18 protein-coding genes are annotated in these 17,484 nt (G+C 66.8%); 15 read left to right on the top strand and 3 right to left on the bottom strand.

The annotated features are described in order from the left end of the window. Positions 1-2 precede the first annotated feature (2 nt). The 12 genes from AB7M16_RS34025 to AB7M16_RS33970 are packed head-to-tail and all read left to right on the top strand — an operon-like array spanning position 3 to position 10,804. Positions 3-440: an SRPBCC family protein gene (locus AB7M16_RS34025; protein WP_018318067.1), complete on the top strand. Its 438-nt coding sequence runs from the start codon at positions 3-5 to the stop codon at positions 438-440. Between the two features lie 2 nt (positions 441-442). Further along, positions 443-886, top strand: a complete 444-nt coding sequence (locus tag AB7M16_RS34020) for an SRPBCC family protein (RefSeq protein WP_057029889.1) — start codon at positions 443-445, stop codon at positions 884-886. 3 nt (positions 887-889) lie between these two features. Further along, positions 890-1,708 (top strand): FAD binding domain-containing protein, encoded by an 819-nt coding sequence (locus AB7M16_RS34015; RefSeq protein ID WP_453946637.1) that lies wholly within the window; start codon positions 890-892, stop codon positions 1,706-1,708. A 6-nt stretch (positions 1,709-1,714) separates the two neighbouring features. Next, positions 1,715-2,191 carry a (2Fe-2S)-binding protein gene (locus tag AB7M16_RS34010; RefSeq protein WP_453946636.1) on the top strand — a complete coding sequence of 159 codons (477 nt, stop codon included), beginning with the start codon at positions 1,715-1,717 and terminating at the stop codon, positions 2,189-2,191. Positions 2,192-2,200: 9 nt separating this feature from the next. Continuing rightward, a complete protein-coding gene (locus AB7M16_RS34005; RefSeq protein WP_453946635.1) occupies positions 2,201-3,793 on the top strand; it encodes a xanthine dehydrogenase family protein molybdopterin-binding subunit in 1,593 nt (530 codons plus the stop codon). Further along, complete coding sequence (locus tag AB7M16_RS34000; RefSeq protein WP_172784498.1) at positions 3,794-4,816, top strand: xanthine dehydrogenase family protein molybdopterin-binding subunit; 1,023 nt, start codon at positions 3,794-3,796, stop codon at positions 4,814-4,816. A gap of 10 nt (positions 4,817-4,826) precedes the next feature. Continuing rightward, positions 4,827-5,708, top strand: a complete 882-nt coding sequence (locus tag AB7M16_RS33995) for an AAA family ATPase (protein ID WP_172784497.1) — start codon at positions 4,827-4,829, stop codon at positions 5,706-5,708. Next, positions 5,705-6,823: a vWA domain-containing protein gene (locus AB7M16_RS33990; protein ID WP_453946634.1), complete on the top strand. Its 1,119-nt coding sequence runs from the start codon at positions 5,705-5,707 to the stop codon at positions 6,821-6,823. Before AB7M16_RS33995 ends, AB7M16_RS33990 begins: the two co-directional genes overlap by 4 nt. Continuing rightward, positions 6,820-7,704: an amidohydrolase family protein gene (locus AB7M16_RS33985; RefSeq protein ID WP_453946633.1), complete on the top strand. Its 885-nt coding sequence runs from the start codon at positions 6,820-6,822 to the stop codon at positions 7,702-7,704. Before AB7M16_RS33990 ends, AB7M16_RS33985 begins: the two co-directional genes overlap by 4 nt. Positions 7,705-7,734: 30 nt before the next feature. Further along, the gene (locus AB7M16_RS33980; RefSeq protein WP_453946632.1) at positions 7,735-8,583 is read left to right on the top strand and encodes an MBL fold metallo-hydrolase; all 849 of its coding nucleotides are present in this window, start codon (positions 7,735-7,737) and stop codon (positions 8,581-8,583) included. Positions 8,584-8,599: 16 nt separating this feature from the next. Further along, complete coding sequence (locus AB7M16_RS33975; RefSeq protein WP_453946631.1) at positions 8,600-10,174, top strand: isochorismatase family protein; 1,575 nt, start codon at positions 8,600-8,602, stop codon at positions 10,172-10,174. A gap of 3 nt (positions 10,175-10,177) precedes the next feature. Continuing rightward, positions 10,178-10,804, top strand: a complete 627-nt coding sequence (locus AB7M16_RS33970; protein WP_172784492.1) for an FMN-dependent NADH-azoreductase — start codon at positions 10,178-10,180, stop codon at positions 10,802-10,804. A 240-nt stretch (positions 10,805-11,044) separates the two neighbouring features. On the opposite strand, the gene hydA is transcribed toward AB7M16_RS33970, so the two are convergent. Further along, positions 11,045-12,505, bottom strand: coding sequence for a dihydropyrimidinase (hydA, locus tag AB7M16_RS33965; protein WP_453946630.1), 1,461 nt, complete (start codon positions 12,503-12,505; stop codon positions 11,045-11,047). Beyond that, positions 12,466-13,179, bottom strand: coding sequence for a maleate cis-trans isomerase family protein (locus AB7M16_RS33960; RefSeq protein WP_453947298.1), 714 nt, complete (start codon positions 13,177-13,179; stop codon positions 12,466-12,468). The genes hydA and AB7M16_RS33960 overlap by 40 nt, the downstream gene beginning before the upstream one ends. 231 nt (positions 13,180-13,410) lie before the next feature. Between AB7M16_RS33960 and AB7M16_RS33955 the strand changes: the two genes are divergently transcribed. Next, a complete protein-coding gene (locus AB7M16_RS33955; protein ID WP_439400837.1) occupies positions 13,411-14,127 on the top strand; it encodes an FCD domain-containing protein in 717 nt (238 codons plus the stop codon). Beyond that, positions 14,124-14,873, top strand: coding sequence for an aspartate/glutamate racemase family protein (locus AB7M16_RS33950; protein WP_453946629.1), 750 nt, complete (start codon positions 14,124-14,126; stop codon positions 14,871-14,873). Before AB7M16_RS33955 ends, AB7M16_RS33950 begins: the two co-directional genes overlap by 4 nt. On the opposite strand, the gene AB7M16_RS33945 is transcribed toward AB7M16_RS33950, so the two are convergent. Continuing rightward, a complete protein-coding gene (locus tag AB7M16_RS33945) occupies positions 14,874-16,262 on the bottom strand; it encodes an amidase (protein WP_453946628.1) in 1,389 nt (462 codons plus the stop codon). Between the two features lie 88 nt (positions 16,263-16,350). On the opposite strand from AB7M16_RS33945, the gene AB7M16_RS33940 reads away from it, so the two are divergent. Next, complete coding sequence (locus AB7M16_RS33940) at positions 16,351-17,445, top strand: ABC transporter ATP-binding protein (protein ID WP_172784487.1); 1,095 nt, start codon at positions 16,351-16,353, stop codon at positions 17,443-17,445. The last annotated feature ends 39 nt before the right edge of the window (positions 17,446-17,484 follow it).

Below are 17,484 nucleotides of genomic sequence, written 5' to 3'. Positions count from 1 at the left end.
CGATGGCCCGCGTCTACGTCTCCACTGTCGTCAACGCCCGCAATGACCGCGTCTGGGCGCGGGTACGCGATTTCAACGGCCTGCCGAACTGGCATCCGGCCATCGCCGAAAGCCGGATCGAGGGCGGCGAGCCCGCCGACAAGATCGGCTGTGTCAGGGATTTCCGGCTGCGCAACGGTGACCGCATCCGCGAAAAGCTGCTCGGCCTCTCCGACTACGACATGTTCTGCACCTATTCGATCCTGGAATCGCCGATGGGCGTCGAGAACTACGTCGCCACCCTGCGACTGACGCCCGTCACCGACGGCGACCAGACCTTTATGGAATGGACCGCCGAATTCGACTGCGCGCCGGAACGGGAGACCGAGCTCGTCAGCAACATCGGCGGCGGCGTGTTCCAGGGCGGCTTCGACGCCCTGAAGCGCGTGTTCGGAGGCTAGCCGTGCCGCATATCGTCAAGAGCACGATCCTGAACGCACCGACCGACGCGGTGTGGGACGTGCTGCGCGATTTCAACGGGCACGACCGCTGGCATCCGGCGGTTGCGACCTCCTCGATCGAACGCGCGCAATCCGCGGACAAGATCGGCTGTGTCAGGCGGTTCAAGCTCAAGGACGGCTCGGAGCTCCGCGAGCAGTTGCTGGCGCTGTCCGATCTCGAGCAGACCTTCAGCTACTGCCTGCTCGATACGCCGGTCCCGATGTTCAACTACGTCGCCCATGTCCGGCTGCTGCCGGTGACCGACGGCGACCGCACCTTCTGGCACTGGGAATCGCGATTCACGACGAAGCCGGAGGACAAGGACCGCATCACCCACATGGTCGCCGAAGACATCTATCAGGCCGGATTCGAAGCGATCCGCCGCCATCTGAAGGAGGCCGCTTGAGCCATGGCCGTGACCGTAAAGACCTTTACGAATGCGAGCGAGGCGGCCGGCGCGCTGTCGTCGGACCGTAGCGCGCGCTATCTCGGCGGCGGCACGCTGGTGATGCGCGCGCTGAACGAAGGCGACGTGTCGATCTCGACGATCGTCCGGGCGCAGGACCAGGCGCTGACGCGGATCGACGCGTCCGGTCCGCGCATCACGCTCGGCGCCGGCGTCACCTTCGCGCGCGTGCTCGCCGAGCGCGATCTCGCCTTCCTGCATGCCCCTGCCCGCTCGATCGGCGGTCCCGCCGTGCGCAACATGGGCACGGTCGGCGGCAATCTGTTCGCGCCGACCCCTTACGGCGATTTCACGGTAGCGCTGCTGGCGCTCGACGCCACCATTGCGGTGCAGGGCGGCTTCGGCTCGCGCGATATTCCGATCGAGGAGTTTCTGCAGGGGCGCGAGCGCCAGGCCGGGACATTGGTGCTGTCGGTGTCCTGCACGCGGCCGGCCAGCAGCGAGGCGTTCCGTTATCGCAAGATCGCGCGCATCAAGCCGAAGGGCGGCTCGGTGATCACGCTCGCCGCGCATCTACCGGTCAGCGGCGGACGGATCGCGGGTGCGCGGATTGCGCTGGGCTCGATGGCGCCGACGCAGATCCGCGCCCGCGCCGCCGAGCGCGCACTGGAGGGCCGCTCGTTGGATGCCGCGGCCATCGCGGCTGCTGCTTCGGCGGCAACGGAAGGAACATCGCCATCCGACAACGCGCTCGGCAGCGCCTGGTATCGCCGCGAGATCGTCGGCGTGCATTTGCGGCGCCTGCTGTCGGGACAGGAATAGCTCGCCATGACAAAGATCCCCCTGCAATTTCGCCACAACGGCCGCGAGGTCGCGATCTTCGTCGACGGCGGCACCAATCTGCTGGTCGCGCTGCGCGAATTGATCGGCGACATGACGCCGAAATTCGGCTGCGGCCAGGGTGGCTGCGGCACCTGCAGCGTACTCATCGACGGTGAGCTTCACCTCTCCTGCCTGACGCTGGCGGAGACGGTCGCCGGCCGCTCGGTCGAGACACTCGACGGCATGAAGCAAGGCCCGAACCTGCATCCGCTGCAACGCGCCTTCGCCGACCATTTCGCCGCCCAGTGCGGCTATTGCACGCCGGGCATGCTGATGGCCGCAAAGGCGCTGCTCGACCGCAATCCCGCTCCGAGCCGGACCGATGTGATCGAGGCGATCTCCGGCAACATCTGCCGTTGCACCGGCTACGAGCCGATCATCAATGCCATCCTCGCCGCCGCAGGCGGCCGGGCCAGCGCCTGAGGTCAGACCATGCTGGAACTGCGCAAGGACATCTTCGCCGACGAGCGTGACGATAACCTGAAGGAGATCGGCAAGGGCACGCAGCGGCAGGACATGCTCGGCCACATCACGGGCACGTCCAGCTATTTCAATGATCACCAGTTGCAGGGCATGCTGCACCTGAAGGTCGTTCGTTCGACCCAGGCCCATGCAAGGCTGCGCCGCATCGATACCACCGAGGCCGAGCGCTCGGCCGGCGTGCGCCGGATCATCCGCGGCGCCGACGTCCCACGCAACCTCAACACGCTGCTCAGCCTGATCAACTTCGGCAAGGATGACGAGCCGTCGCTCGCCGTGGACAAGGTCCGCTACAAGGGCGAACCGATCCTCGCCATCGTCGCCGACAGCGAACGCGAGGCGTTCGAGGCGATCGGGAAGGTTAAGATCGACTACGAGCCGCTGCCGACCGTGTTCGACGTCGAGGATGCGCTGAAGCCCGGCGCGCCCGTCGTCAACGAGACCTACCCGAAGAACGCCTTCATCTATCACGACGTCTATGATCACCAGCGCCTGCGCTTTGGCGATGCCGATGCCGCGCTCGCAACCGCGGACCACGTGCTCGAGCAGCGCTACCAGATGTCGCCGATCGAGCACGCTCCGACCGAGACCAACGGCGCCATCGCCGCGCCCGACACCAACGGCCGCTACGTCGTCTACACCTCGACGCAGGCGCTGTTCTTCTCGGTCGACACCTGCGCCAAGATCCTGGACGTGCCCTCCAACACCTTCCACTTCATCGGCGGCACCGTCGGCGGCGGCTTTGGCGGCAAGGTGGATACCCTGACCGAACCGCTCGCGATCCTCGGCGCCATGCTGACGGGGCGTCCCGTGCGCTACGTATTCGGCCGCGAGGAGGAGATGCAATACGGCCCGCCGCGCGGCGCCGAGCGCATCTACATCAAGGACGGCGTGATGCGCGACGGCCGCATCGTCGCGCGCAAGATCCGCGCTTTTTTCGACAGCGGTGCCTATACGCGGCTGTCGAGCTATGCCGCGGTGAAATGCGCCGCCCACCTGCCGGGCCCTTACACCATCCCGAATGTCTATGGCGATGTCTATTGCGTCTTCACCAACCGCACGCCGGCGACCGCCATGCGCGGCTTCGGCGTCACCGCGATGGATTTTGCCATCGAATGCCAGATGGACAAGCTCGCGGGCCTCGTCGGCATGGACCCGATGGAGTTCCGGATTCTGAACGCCTATCGCGACGGCGACATGAAGGCGCACCGGCGGGAGGCCAAGAACACCGCGCTGATCGAATGCGTCCAGGTTGCGGCGGAGAAGGCCAAATGGCTGATCCGCGACGAGTTCAGGCGCGCCTCCTCGCGCAAGGACGGTGGCGGCAGCCGCGCCGTCATCCCGCCGACACCGACGGATTCGCGGGCGCGGCCGGCCGCGCCTGCGCAGCAGCGCACGAGCTATGACCGCGCGCCGATGACGACGACGCGGGAGCCGCCGCGCGAGCCACCGCCGCCGGCGCCACCTCCTCCCCCGCCGCGCCCGGCCGCACCATCGCACGGCGCGACCCGGTTCTCATCCGTGTTCGGCACCAGGAGGCGCTAGATGGCCAGGCATCGCGGACGCGGCATGGCGTCGATCAACTATCCCATCGGCATGAATCTCGGCGGCGATCCGAGCCAGGCGCTCGTGCATTCCAATCCCAGCGGCAAGTTCACGGTGGCGCTGTCGTCGATCGACCTCGGCCAGGGCATGAAATCGGTGACTCGGCAGATCTGCGCCGAGACCCTGGGCGTGCCGGTCGAGGACGTCTACGTCGACACGGCGGACTCCGACACCGGCCCGCATTGCATGGGCTCGTTCGCTTCGCGCGGCACCCATCGCGTCGGCAACGCCGTGATGGCCGCCGCCCGCGAGGCACGCGGCGTGATGATGGAGGCCGCGGCCGAGGAGCTCGAGGTCAACGCCGCCGATCTCGAAACCGACGGCCGCGGCAACATCCACGTCAAGGGCGCGCCGCACCGTTCGATCTCGACCAAGGACGTCGCCATCGCCGCGCAGTTCAAGCAGGGCAAGACCATCTCGGGCCGCGGCATCTTCCTCGTCCCGCTGTCGGACGTCGATCCCGAGACCGGCGAGATGTCGCCGGCGACCTGCTATGCCCATGCCTGCCTCGTCGCCGAGGTCGAGGTCGACGACGAGACTGGCGAAGTTGCGATGGTCCGGATGGATTCCGCCTACGAGCTCGGCCGCGCGCTCAATCCGCGCCTGGTCGAGCAGCAGCTCGTCGGCGGCGCCTGGATGGGCGTCAGCCACGCGCTCTACGAGACGCCTGAGCCCTACTATCCCGATCCCGTCCACGGGCCCCGCGACTTCGTCGAATATCTGATGCCCGGTCCCGGTGATATCTGCCCGCATGACATTGCCGTGCTGGAGCGTCCCGCCCCCGATGGGCCGTTCGGGGGAAAAGGCCCTGGCGAGATGTGCGCCAATCCGGTGCTGCCGGCGGTGGCGAATGCGATCTTCAACGCCGTCGGCGTGCGCATCGACGACCTGCCGATCACGCCGGAAAAGGTGCTGCGCGCGATCAAGGCGCAAGGCGGCGCACGGCCGCAGGCGCGGCGCTAGAGGCTCGGCCGTGGCGGTTCGCAGCAACATCGTCGGCATCGACAGCCCCGAGGCGCTGGAGAAGGCGCTGCGCGCGGCGTATTATCTCGCCGACGAAGGGCTGGCGACCGCCGCCTATCTCGGACTCGCGCTCGGCAAGCCGCTGCTGCTGGAAGGTGCGCCCGGCGTCGGCAAGACGGAAGCCGCAAAAGCCATTGCCGCCGTGCTCGGCCGCCGCCTGATCCGCCTGCAATGCTACGAGGGCATCGACGCCTCTGCCGCGCTCTATGAGTGGAACTATCCGCGCCAGATGCTGGCGATCCGCCAGGCCGGCGATGAGAGCATCGACATCTATGGCGAGACGTTCCTGATCGAACGACCGATGCTGGCCGCGCTGCGCGCGCCCGATTCCACCGTGCTCCTGATCGACGAAATCGACCGCGCCGACCAGGAGTTCGAGGCCTTCCTGCTCGAATTCCTCTCCGACTTCCAGATCTCCATTCCCGAGCGCGGCACGGTTCGCGCCGCCGAGCGGCCGGTCGTCGTGCTGACCTCGAACCGGACACGCGATCTGCACGAAGCGTTGCGCCGCCGCTGCGTCTATCACTGGATCGACTATCCCAGCGCCGAGCGGGAGGCGCGGATCATCATGATGCGCGCATCCAGCGTCGCCGAAGCCACGGCCCGCGCCGTCGTCGCGGCCGTCGAGAGATTGCGGCGCGAGCCGCTGAGCAAGGCGCCCGGCATCGCCGAAGCCGTCGACTGGGCCGAGGCCGCGACCCTCCTCAACAAGGGCGGCGCGCGCTGGCCTGATGCCTTCAAGCGCTCGATCGGGGTGGCGCTGAAGGACGAAGAGGATCTGCACTTCATCGCGCCGCGGCTCGATGCCATGCTCGCGGAGGCGACCGCATGAGCCTTGAGCCGCAGCTTCCGCGCGCTGCCCGCACCTTTGTTTCCTTCGCTGCGCTGCTGCGCGCCAACGGCTTCGCCGTCGCGCCGGAGCAGACCACCGCGTTCCTCGCCGCGATCGCGCTGCTGGGCCCGCGCAAGCTCGACGACATCAGGCAATCTGCGCTCGCCACCCTCGCGCCCCCGCCCGAGCGCCGCGCCACTTTTGACCGGCTGTTCGACCTGCATTTCCGCGGCAGCGAGGCGATCGAGCATGCCCGAGAGGGCGAGGACGATGAGACCGTCCGTCTGCAGGAGGAAGGTCGCGGCGACGAGGAGCCGCTGCTCTCCGACGACGCCAACGAGTCCGGCCTGACCGCGACGCGCAGCGAGGCGCTGGTCGAACGCCGCTTCGCGCAGCTCGCCACGACCGACGCCCTGCGCCGCCTGGCCCGCGAGGCCCCGCGGCGCCTGCCGCGACGGCGCGGGCACCGCCGCATGCGTGCGCGGCGCGGCCCCTTCGCCGACCTCCGCCGCACCTTGCGCGACAGCGTCCGCAGCGACGGCGAGATCCTGCGCCTCGGCCACATGAAGCGGCGGCAGCGCCCGCGCAAGGTCTTGCTGCTGATCGACGTCTCCGGCTCGATGAAAAGCCGCACCGAGGAGAACATGAAGCTTGCGCATGCGCTGGTGCAGGCCGCGCCCAATGTCGAGGTCTTCACCTTCGGCACGCGGCTGACCCGTGTCACCCGCGCGCTGCGGCTGAAACGGCGCGAGCAGGCGCTGAGCGCCGCGGCCCATCTGGTCAGCGACTGGGACGGCGGCACCCGGATCGGCGACGCGCTGCAAGCGTTCCTGGCGGTCCCGCGCTTCGGCGGTTACGCCCGCGGCGCCGCCGTGATCATCGTCTCCGACGGGCTCGAGCGCGGCGCGCCCGACGCCCTTCGCGACGCCGTCGCGAAACTGTCGCGGCGGGCCTGGCGCCTGAGCTGGCTGACGCCGCTTGCGACGGGTCCCGGCTTCCGTCCGCAGACCGAAGCGCTGGTCGCGATCGAACGCTTCGTCGACGATCTCGTGGACGGCGGGTCGAGCGCATCGATCGTCGCCCATGTCCTGGCACTGGGAAGGAGAGCTGCGTGAACGGTATTGTCGATGGCCATCATCACATCTGGCGGCAGGCCGATCTGCCCTGGCTGACCGGCCCCATGCAGCCACGCATCTTCGGACCATACGAGCCGATCCGGCGCGATTATCCGATCCAGGAATATCTCGACGATCTCAGGGACAGCGGCGTCACCCGTTCCGTCTATGTGCAGACCAATTGGGCGCCCGAGCATTTCGAGGAGGAGGCAGCCTGGGTGCAGCGTACCTCCGACGAACACGGCTGGCCTCACGCCATCGTTGCCTACGCCAATTTTGCGGCCGACGACGTGCGTCCGCAGCTCGACCGGCTCAAGCGCTATCCGCTGCTGCGCGGGGTACGCATGCAGCTGCATTGGCATGAGAACCCGCTCTATCGCTTCGCGGCGCGTCCGGCTCTCTGCGCCGATCCCGTGATCCGTCGAAACGTCGCGCGTCTTTCCGATTACGGCTGGAGTTTTGACCTGCAGGTCTTCACGCCGCAGATGCCGGATGCCGCGCAGCTCGCCGAGTCCTGTCCCGGCGTGACCTTCATCCTTCAGCATGCCGGCATGCTCGAGGATCTCTCGCCGGCTGGACGGGCGGCCTGGCGCGCCGGGATGGCCCGGCTCGCGACCTGTCCGAACGTGGTCTCGAAACTGTCCGGGCTCGGCACCTTCATCCATCGCAACGATCCCGCGCATATCGCCGCCGTGCTCACCGACACCGTCGCGATCTTCGGCGCCGAGCGCTGCCTGTTCGGCTCCAATTTTCCGATCGAGAAATTGTGGACCAATTATCGCGAGCTCGTCGGAGCCTTTCGCGCCGCAGCCGCCCCGTCCAGTGCGGAGCAGCAGGATGCGATCTTCAGGACGACGGCAATGCGCGTCTATCGGCTTTGACAAACAAGAAACGAGACAGGAGGGACACGAATGGCGCTGGAGATCAAGATCCTGGACTACGGCGATATCGAGCTGGAATCGAGCTTCCTGGTGCTCGGCCGCGACTGCGGCCGCACCCGCCGCGTCCTCACCCTCGGCTTCCTGATCCTCGGCGGCCCCTATCCGGTCGTGGTCGACACCGGCTATCGCTCCAACCAGATCATGGAGACGCTGGGCATGCGCGGGCTGCAGTATCATGAGAACATGATCGAGAACCAGCTCGCGCGCCACGGCGTCCGCATGGGTGACGTCCGCTTCGTCTGCCACACCCATCTGCACATCGACCATGCCGGCAAGGACGATCTGTTTCCCATGAACACGACCGTCGTGCTCAACCGCAAGGAGCTCGAATATTCCGTCTCCGGGCTGATGCATCCGCAATATCCGGCGCCCGACATCAAGCACCTGATCGACCGCCTGCACACCAAGAGCGCGCTGCGCTTCCTCGATCTCGAGATCACCGGACCGATCGAGCTGATGCCCGGCGTCTATTGCGATGCGGCCAACGCCCACACCGAGGGCTCGATGAACATCATCGTCCACACCGCCGACGGCATCGCGACCATCTGCGGCGATGTGATCTACGACTTCAACGACCAGATCGTCACGCCCTTCCACGAAATCCACGATTGGGAGCCGCGCACCACCGGCAATCACGGCACCACCAAGCGCGCAGAAAAGGCGGCGATCAAGAAGCTCCTCAGCAATTCCCGCTACCTGCTTCCTGTCCACGACAGGCCCGCCAAGATCGAAGGCGGCAACGTCGTAGGGCGGCTGCATGATCAGGTCCCCGGCCCGATCGTCCAGTCGCTGCCGGCGCGCAACTGGTTCCCGGCTTGATGTCGAGGACGGACCGATGACGCATGTGACGTTGCGAAGCGAGTTCGAGACCCTGATCGATCCCTATGCGCCGGTCGCCCAGATCGGCACCGGCTTCGACTTCACGGAAGGGCCGATCTGGCACCCGGTCGATCATTATCTGCTGTTCTCGGACATGCCGGGCGACGTGCGGCGGCGCTGGGATGCGCGGCGCGGCGTCGTCGAGGTCAAACGCCCGTCGAACAAATGCAACGGCATGACCTATGATGCCGAGCTCAATCTGATCGTCTGCGAGCACGCGACCTCGTCGCTGGTTCGCGAACGCCCGGACGGACGGCGCGAGGTGCTGGCCTCGCATTTCGGCGGCCAGGAGCTCAACAGCCCGAACGACGTCTGCGTGCATTCATCCGGCGCGATCTATTTCTCCGATCCCTGGTATGGCCGCATGCCGGTCTATGGTGTCGAACGGCCGCGCCAGCTCGGCTTCCAGGGCGTCTACCGCCTCGTGCCCGGCGGCGAGCCGAAGCTCGTGGTCGAGCGCAGTTTGTTCGACCAGCCGAACGGGCTGTGCTTCTCGCCGGACGAGAAGCTGCTCTACGTCAACGACACGGTGCAGGCTCTGATCCGCGCGTTCGACGTCAGCAGCGACGGCTCGCTGTCGAATGCGCGCGTGTTTGCGAGCGGCATCAAGTCCGAGCTCGAGCCCGGTCTGCCCGACGGCATGAAGTCCGATCAGCACGGCAATGTCTGGGTTACCGCGCCCGGCGGCGTCTGGGTCTTTTCGCCGCGCGGCGAACTGCTCGGCAAGGTCCGCCTGCCCGAACTCGTCGCCAACCTCGCCTGGGGCGGGCCGGATTTCCGCACGCTTTACCTCACCTCGACGCATTCGGTGTATGCGATTCCGACCAAGGTCGGCCCGCGGCATGAGCCCTATATGAGCGGCCGGCGCGCTGGTGGCGGAACAAGCCCGAGCTCATCGCCAGCCGCGCCTATTCTGACCGAGGGCGAGATGCGGCTCGATCCGCAACGCTGCGCCATGATCATCCAGGATCTCCAGAACGACGTCATCATGGACGGCGGGGCTTTCGCCGAGTCCGGCGCGCCCGGTCACGCCAAGCAGCAGCACGTCGTGGAGAATGTGCGGCGCCTCGCGGAAGCCGCACGCGCCCGCGGCGTCGCCATCATCCATGTCTGGTTCGTGGTCGAGCCCGGCGCACCCGGCGTCACGCTGAACGCTCCGCTGTTCGAAGGTCTCGTCGACAGCAAGGCGATGGTGCGCGGAAGCTGGGGCGCGGCTCCGGTTTCAGGCCTCGAGCCACGGCCCGGCGATTTCGTCGTCGAGAAGATGCGGATGAGCGCATGGGAAGGCACGCGCCTCGAGACGATCCTGAAAGCGACCGGCCGCGACATGATCATCAACACCGGGGCCTGGACCAACATGTCGATCGAGCACACCGCGCGGACCGGCGCCGACAAGGGCTATTTCATGATCGTCCCCGAGGATTGCTGCTCGACCATGAATGCCGACTGGCACAACGCCTCGATCAATTTCGCCATGCAGAACGTCGCGATCGTGACCAGGGCCGACACCGTCATCAGAGCGCTGGGATGAGCTGTGGCAAAGCTCCTGCACCTGTCCTGCTCGCCGCGCGCCGAGTCCGTCTCGACGGCCGGCGCGCGCGTCTTTCTCGATGGCTTCCGCCAGACTCGGCCGGATTGGGACGTTGACGTCGTGGACATCTGGCGTGAGCGGATGCCGGAGTTCACGGGCCCTATCGTCGAAGCCAAATATGCGCGCATGAAGGCTCAAGGCTTCACCGACGCGCAACGCGAGAGCTTTGCCGAGGCCGAGCGAATGGCGCTGCGCTTCTCGCTTGCCGATCGCGTGCTGATCTCGACCCCGATGTGGAACTTCAGCCTTCCCTACAAGCTCAAGCAATGGTTCGACATCATCGTCCAGCCCGGCCTCACCTTTCGATTCGATCCATCGCAGGGATATCTTCCGCTGCTGCAGGACCGGCCGACGCTGGTGATCATCGCCAGCGGCAGCGATTTCGCCACCGGCATGAACCGCGGTCGCATCGATATGGCAACGCCCTACTTGCGGGAAATCCTGCGCTTCATCGGGATCAGCAATGTCCGTTTCGTGTTGATCGGTCCAACCACGGGACCGCAGCAGCCGATCGATGCCGCCCGTGAACGGGCCCATCAACGCCTCGCTGCAATCGCCGCGACCTTCTGAAGCGCGATCGATTTAGGTTGAATCGATTGCCGCGGGTCGGTCACCTCTCCCGCTTGCGGGAGAGGTCGGCGCGAAGCGTTGGGTGAGGGCTTTCTCCTCTTGGGGATTGTTTCATTGCGGAAGCACCCTCTCCCCAACCCTCTCCCGCAAGCGGGAGAGGGGGCCCACTACCGTCGTCGCAGCAAATCAATCCCAATCTCATCGCGCTTTGGAAGCGCGATGGCGGCGTGTCGCGCCGGATCAGATCAGGCTCGATTTGCCCCGGCTCAGCACCTGGCCTGCGCCTTTGGTGCCGACGATGCGGCCCTGGCTGCAGACCACCTCTCCCCTGGCGATCGTCGTCACCGGCCATCCCGTGACCTCGAAACCTTCCCAGGGCGTGTAGTCCGCGCCGTGATGCAGGTCGGCCTGCCGGATGGGCTTCTTCAACTTGGGATCCCAGAGAACGATGTCGGCATCGAAACCGACGCCGATCGAGCCCTTGCGCGGATAGAGGCCGTAGATGCGGGCGTGGTTGGTCGCCGTCAGCTCGACGAACTTCTGCAGGGTGATGCGGCCCTTCGAGACGCCTTCAGAGAACAGGATCGGCAGCCGCGTCTCGACGCCGGGAATGCCGTTCGGCACCCAGCGGAACGAGGTGCGGGCGTTCGGCGTCAGCTTGCCCTTGGGATCGTCGTAGCGGAACGGGCAGTGATCGGACGAGAAAGTCTGGAACACGCCCGAAGCGATGCCTTCCCAGATCGCCTCCTGGCTCTCGACATCGCGCGGCGGCGGCGAGCAGACATATTTCGCGCCCGTGATGTCCATGTTGAGGCCCTTCATGTCATCGGCCGTCAACGTGATGTATTGCGGGCAGGTCTCGGCGTGAACGGGCAGGCCGCGCTGCTGGGCCCAGCGCACCTGCTCCATCGCCTCGCGTCCGGAGACGTGCACGATCATGATGGGAACGCCGATCACCTCGGCATGACTGATGGCACGGTGCGTCGCCTCGCGCTCGACCGCCTGCGGCCGCGAGGTGCCGTGGTAGTACGGCGCGATATGACCTTCGCGCTCCAGCTTGCTGGTGAGGAAGCGGATGGCGTCGTAGCCCTCGCAATGGACCATGACCAGCGCCTCCTCGCGGCGCGCGACGTCGAACACCTCGAGCAGCTGCTTGTCGCTGAGCACGAGGTCGTCATAGGTCATGAACACCTTGAACGAGGTGTAGCCGTCCTTGACCAGGGCCGGCAGCTCCTGCCCGAGTACCACCGCAGTCGGATCGGAGATGATGAGATGGAAGGCGGTATCGATGTAGCACTCACCTTCGGCGAGCTTGCGATAGTTCTCGACACAGCTGCGCAGCGAGGTGCCCTTCTCCTGCAGCGCGAAGGGCAGCACCATGGTGTTGCCGCCGGCCGCCGCCGCGCGCGTCGCCGAGGCGAAGTCGTCGGCCATCACCACGTCGGGGCCCGAAGGCTGCGAGATATGCACGTGGCTGTCGATGCCGCCCGGCAGCGCCAATAGACCCGTCGCATCGATCTCGCGGGCCGCGCCCTCGATACGATAGGCGATGCTGACGATGCGGCCGTCGCGAATGCCGATATCGGCGCGAAACTCGTCGCTGGCCGTCACGATGGTGCCGCCGCGGATGGCGAGGTCGAGCTGCGTCACTGATGTCTCCGTCACTTGATGTCTGGCATTGTCTGGAAGATCCGGCCCCATTGCGCAAGGGCGGTCACATCTCCGCCCGCGAGGCCGAGGGTCCGCCACAGCGTCACCGCGACCGAATCGAGCAGGGCGATGTCCAGCTCCCGCTCCAGCGTGGCCGCAAGCGCCGCACCATCGAGATTGGTGCAGAGAATGACGATAGCGTCAGACCCCTCCGCCGCCACCGCCCGGATCATGCCTGCGATCGTCGCCGGCGCGACCTCGCCAAAGGAAAAGTTGTCGCGCAAGCCGAGATGCCGCTCGGCATGCGGGGTGATCCCCTCCTCGGCCCAGACGTCGGCAATGCGCCGCTGCACGTCGTCGGTATAGGGCGAGACCAGGCCGATGCGCCTCGCGCCGAGCGCGCGGGCCGCATCGATGCAGGCCAGCGTCGATGTCGTTGCCGGAACATTCGTGCGCGCCGTGATCGCCTCGCACAGGCTGCGGTCGCGGCCGATGCCGAGCCAGCTTGCGGACGTGCCATTCCAGGCGATCGCGTCGACCTTGGCATCCGCCAGCAGATCGGCCGCTGGCAACATCACCGAGGCATCGAACTGGCTCAGCGCGGCGGCATCGAGCGCGATCTCGGTGACGCGGAAGCGCGAGAAATGTGCGGTGATACCGGAGACACCGGCCAGCATGGCGCTGGTGACGGGCTCGAGCACCGAGTTGGAGGACGGCGTGATCATGCCAAGGCGTTTGCGCAAGACTACATCGGTCACGATCGCTCCGTTGCCGTGGAGCGCATGAACGCTCCCTCGAAACGATCATCGGCATCCCCCGTGGGGCGCGCAACCGGCAATTTGCATACTGCATGCAATTTGTTCGATATGCATTTGTTTTAAGCCACATACGTCGCCTATTTGGGCATCGCCTTCGGCTCGGGATGGCTAGGATGAGTTGCAAGCAGGAAATCTCTCGTGCAGCAGAAATCCGAACCGAACCCGGGGCGAAAGTCGCCCAAGCTCAAGCGAATGGGACTGCATGAGCGCGCCGCCGCGCGGATGCGGACGATGATCATTCGCGGCGAGCTGCCGCCGGGCTCGCAGACCCAGGAGACGAAGCTGTCGAAGGAGCTCGGCGTATCGCGCACCCCCTTGCGCGAGGCGATGAAGGTGCTGGCGGCGGAAGGGTTGATCGAGCTGCGTCCCAACCGCAGCCCGCGCATTGCCGATATCGCGGTCGACGGCATCTCGGAATTGTTCGAGGCCCTCGCCGGCATCGAGCGGCTCGCCGCCGAGCTTGCCGCGGAGCGCGCCACCGAGCGCGATCTCGCCCGCCTGCGCACGCTGCAGACCCGGATGGAAGGTCATCACCGCAACGGCAAGCTCGACGATTATTTCGCACTCAACGGCGAGATCCACAACACCATCGTCCGCATGGCGCGCAACACGCCGCTGCGCGAGGCGCACGAGACGCTGATCTCCCGCGCCGAGCGCGCGCGCTATCTCGCGCTCGGCGCCGACAGGCGCTGGAGCAATTCGGTCGACGAGCACGCCGACATCCTCGCCGCCCTCGAAGCGCGCGACGGCGAAGCGGCCGGCCGCCTGCTCGGCGCGCATGTCGCGCGCACCGGCACGGCGCTGCTGGAAGTCCTCGCCGCCTCTCAGGCCAAGCGGACGGTGGCATATTCATGAAGCTGCTGCTGCTCAACCCAAACACCAGCACCGAGGTCACGCAGCTGATGCTGGGGGTCGGGCAGCGCGCGGCCACACAAGGCACCGAGTTGATCCCCTGCACCGCGACCCGCGGCGTGCCATATATCGCGACCCGCACCGAGGCGCAGATCGGTGGCGCCATCGCGCTGGAAATGCTGGCCGAGCAGCACAGGAAGGTCGACGCCGCGATCATCGCGGCGTTCGGAGATCCCGGCCTGTTCGCCGCGCGCGAGAGCTTCGACATTCCCGTGGTCGGCATGGCGGAGGCGGCGATGCTGACCGCGTGCATGGCTGGACGCCGCTTTGCCATCGTCACCTTCGCTCAGGCGCTAGGGCCCTGGTACGAGGAATGCGTCCGCGCCCACGGCCTGTGGGAGCGCTGCGCCGGCATCCGCATGCTAGATACGCCGTTTCAGGCGATCTCCGAGGTTGGCACCGAGAAGGAAGACGTGCTGGTCGAGCTCGCCCGGCGCGCCATCGTCGAGAACGAGGCCGATGTGCTGATCTTTGCCGGCGCCCCCCTCTCGGGCCTTGCCGAGCGCGTTGCCGACCGGATCCCCGTCCCCGTGGTCGATCAGGTCATCGCCTCAGTGAAGCAAGCCGAGGCGCTGCATGCGCTACGTTTGCGCAAGGCCATTGCGGGTACGTTCCGCCGGCCCGCCGCCAAGCCGACCATGGGCCTTGCCGATGCGCTCGCCGCCCGGCTCGAGCATCGCGACAGCTGATCAGAGAGGCTGCCGGCGATGCGAAAACTCCAGTTCGTTCTCGAGCATGCGGCCGAAGGCAAACAAGCGGGATTCGCATCGCGGCGGCGCGATGATCTGGATGCCGAAGGGCAGCTCATTCACCCCGCGCGGCGCCGGCAAAGTCAGGACCGGGAAACCGACCAGCGACACGATGAAGGTGACGGCGAGATAGTCGATTGGCGTCTCCAGCGCAGCCCCGTCGATGGCCGTGACGTCGCTGATCTCATTCGGCCAGGGAAAGACCGACGCGGCCGGCGCGACCAGGAAATCGGCCGCCGTGAACAGCTCGCGAAAGCTGCGATAGATCGCGGCGCGACGCCGCTCGGCGGTGAGGTAGTCCTGCGCGGAGAGGTTTGCGCCGGCCTCGATGTTCCAGATCACCGTCGGCGTGAGCTCAGAACGCCGCGTCCTCAGCAACTCGCCATAGCTGTTCGCGATGTGCGCGGCTCGCAAGGTGCGGAAGGCTTCGATGGCGCCGCTGCAATCGGGCGGGGACGGCACGACATCGGCAACACGCGCGAGCGACTCGCAAGCCGCAGCGAAGCGCACACGAACCTCGCGCGCAACGGGCGCGACACCGAAATCGGGCGTGACGGCAATCCGGGGACGGCCGGCGATGGGTGGATCATCACCGGCGCTGCCGAGCGAGAGCGGATCATCCGCATCGCCTCCGGCGCAGACCGACAACGCGAGTTCGAGATCGTCGACACCGCGGGCAAGGAAGCCGTGGGTTGCCAGCATGTCCCAGCCGAGCGGCCGGCGCGGCGATGCAATACGGCCGGGCGTCGGCCGGATCGAGGCGACGCCGCAGAAACTGGCGGGCGTGCGCACCGAGCCGCCGAAATCGGTGCCATGCGCCAGCGGCACCATGCCGGCTGCGACAGCGACGGCAGAGCCGCCGGACGATCCGCCGGAGGTCAGCGCGGGATCGAACGGGTTGCGCGTCGGTCCGCGCAATCTGTTGGTGCAGACTGCGCCGAAGCCGAACTCCGGCGTGTTGGTCTTGCCCAGAATGATCGCGCCGGCGCGCCGCAGCCGCGCCACAACGAGATCATCCTCGGCCGGAACGTGATCGCGGAACAGCACCGATCCGTAAGTCGTCGCAAGTCCCGCAGTGTCGGTGAGGTCCTTGATGCCTATCGGCACGCCGTGCAGCGGGCCGATCGCCGCAGCAGCCGCATCGCACATCTGCGCGGCGCGGCGGGCGCCGTCCGCATCCACCGTCACGAATGCCGCCAATTGCGGATCGAGGCTCGCAATCCGCGCCAGATGCGCTTCGACGGCCTCATGCGAGGACACTTCGCCCCTCGCAATGGTGCGTGCAAGCTCGGTGGCCGTGAGGTCGCATATCGATCGGTCCGATGTCATCGGGCCACCATGCCAAAACGCTCGCCGAAAAGCGACAGGTGCGGGCACGAGACTTGCTTTCTCATTGGGGGCAACGGGAGGCAACACCATGGCTGATGCGCCAAGCGGCCGATCGCTCGTCGTCGATGCGGTCACCCACCGGTATCCGAGTGGCGCGCTTGCGGTCGAGAACATCAATCTCGACATCAAGGGCGGCGAGATCATCGCCCTGCTGGGCCCCTCCGGCTGCGGCAAGACCACGCTCCTGCGCATCATCGCCGGCTTCATCGCGCAGACGCAAGGGCGGATCATCATCGGCGATGACATCGTCGATGCGCTGCCGCCGAACAAGCGCGCCGTCGGCATCGTGTTCCAGAACTACGCGCTGTTCCCGCACCTGTCGATCAGCGAGAACGTCGCCTACGGCCTCGCCGCCCGCGGCATCGACAAGGCGACACGCCAGCGCGAGGCACAGCGCCTGCTGGAGCTGGTGCAGCTGCCTGCTATGGCCGAGCGGCTGCCGCGGCAGCTCTCCGGTGGCCAGCAGCAGCGCGTGGCGCTCGCCCGCGCGCTCGCGATCAAGCCGTCGATCCTGCTGCTCGACGAACCCTTCGCCGCGCTCGACAAGAATTTGCGCCTGGACATGCAGATCGAGGTCAAGCGGCTGCAGCGCGTCTCCGGCATCACCACGCTGATCGTGACCCACGACCAGGAGGAAGCGCTGTCGATGGCCGATCGTGTCGCCGTGCTGAGCCATGGCAAGCTCGAGCAGTTCGGCTCGCCATCGGACGTCTACGACCGTCCGCAGACGCTGTTCGTCAACACCTTCGTCGGCTCCACCAACCGCATGCCCGGCGTCGTGGTCTCGGCAGACCGCACGGCGGCGAAAGTCCGGCTCGATGCCGGCGCGGAGATCATCGCGCGTCCCGCGGGCGGTGCGCTCAGCGAGGGCGGCCGCGTCACCGTCTGCATCCGCCCCGAGCATCTGCAATTCGTCGGCGACGAGACCGGCTTTGCCGGCGTCGTCGGCATGTCGCTGCCGCTCGGCGCCACCGTCGTGCACGAGGTCACCACGGCCGACGGCTCCGGCGTCAAGGTTTCTCAGGCACGCATCGGCGAGACGCGAGCATTGGAGAACGGCGCGGCAGTGCGCCTCGCACCGCTTGCCCCATCGCTCGCCAATGCCTTTCCCGCAACGCTTTAGATCCAGTCCAGAACGCTTTAGATCCAGTCCAGAGGGGAG

Source organism: Bradyrhizobium sp. USDA 372, from assembly GCF_053629095.1.
The sequence above is the reverse complement of the archived record's forward strand: the minus strand, read 5'-3'. Positions and strand labels throughout refer to the sequence as shown.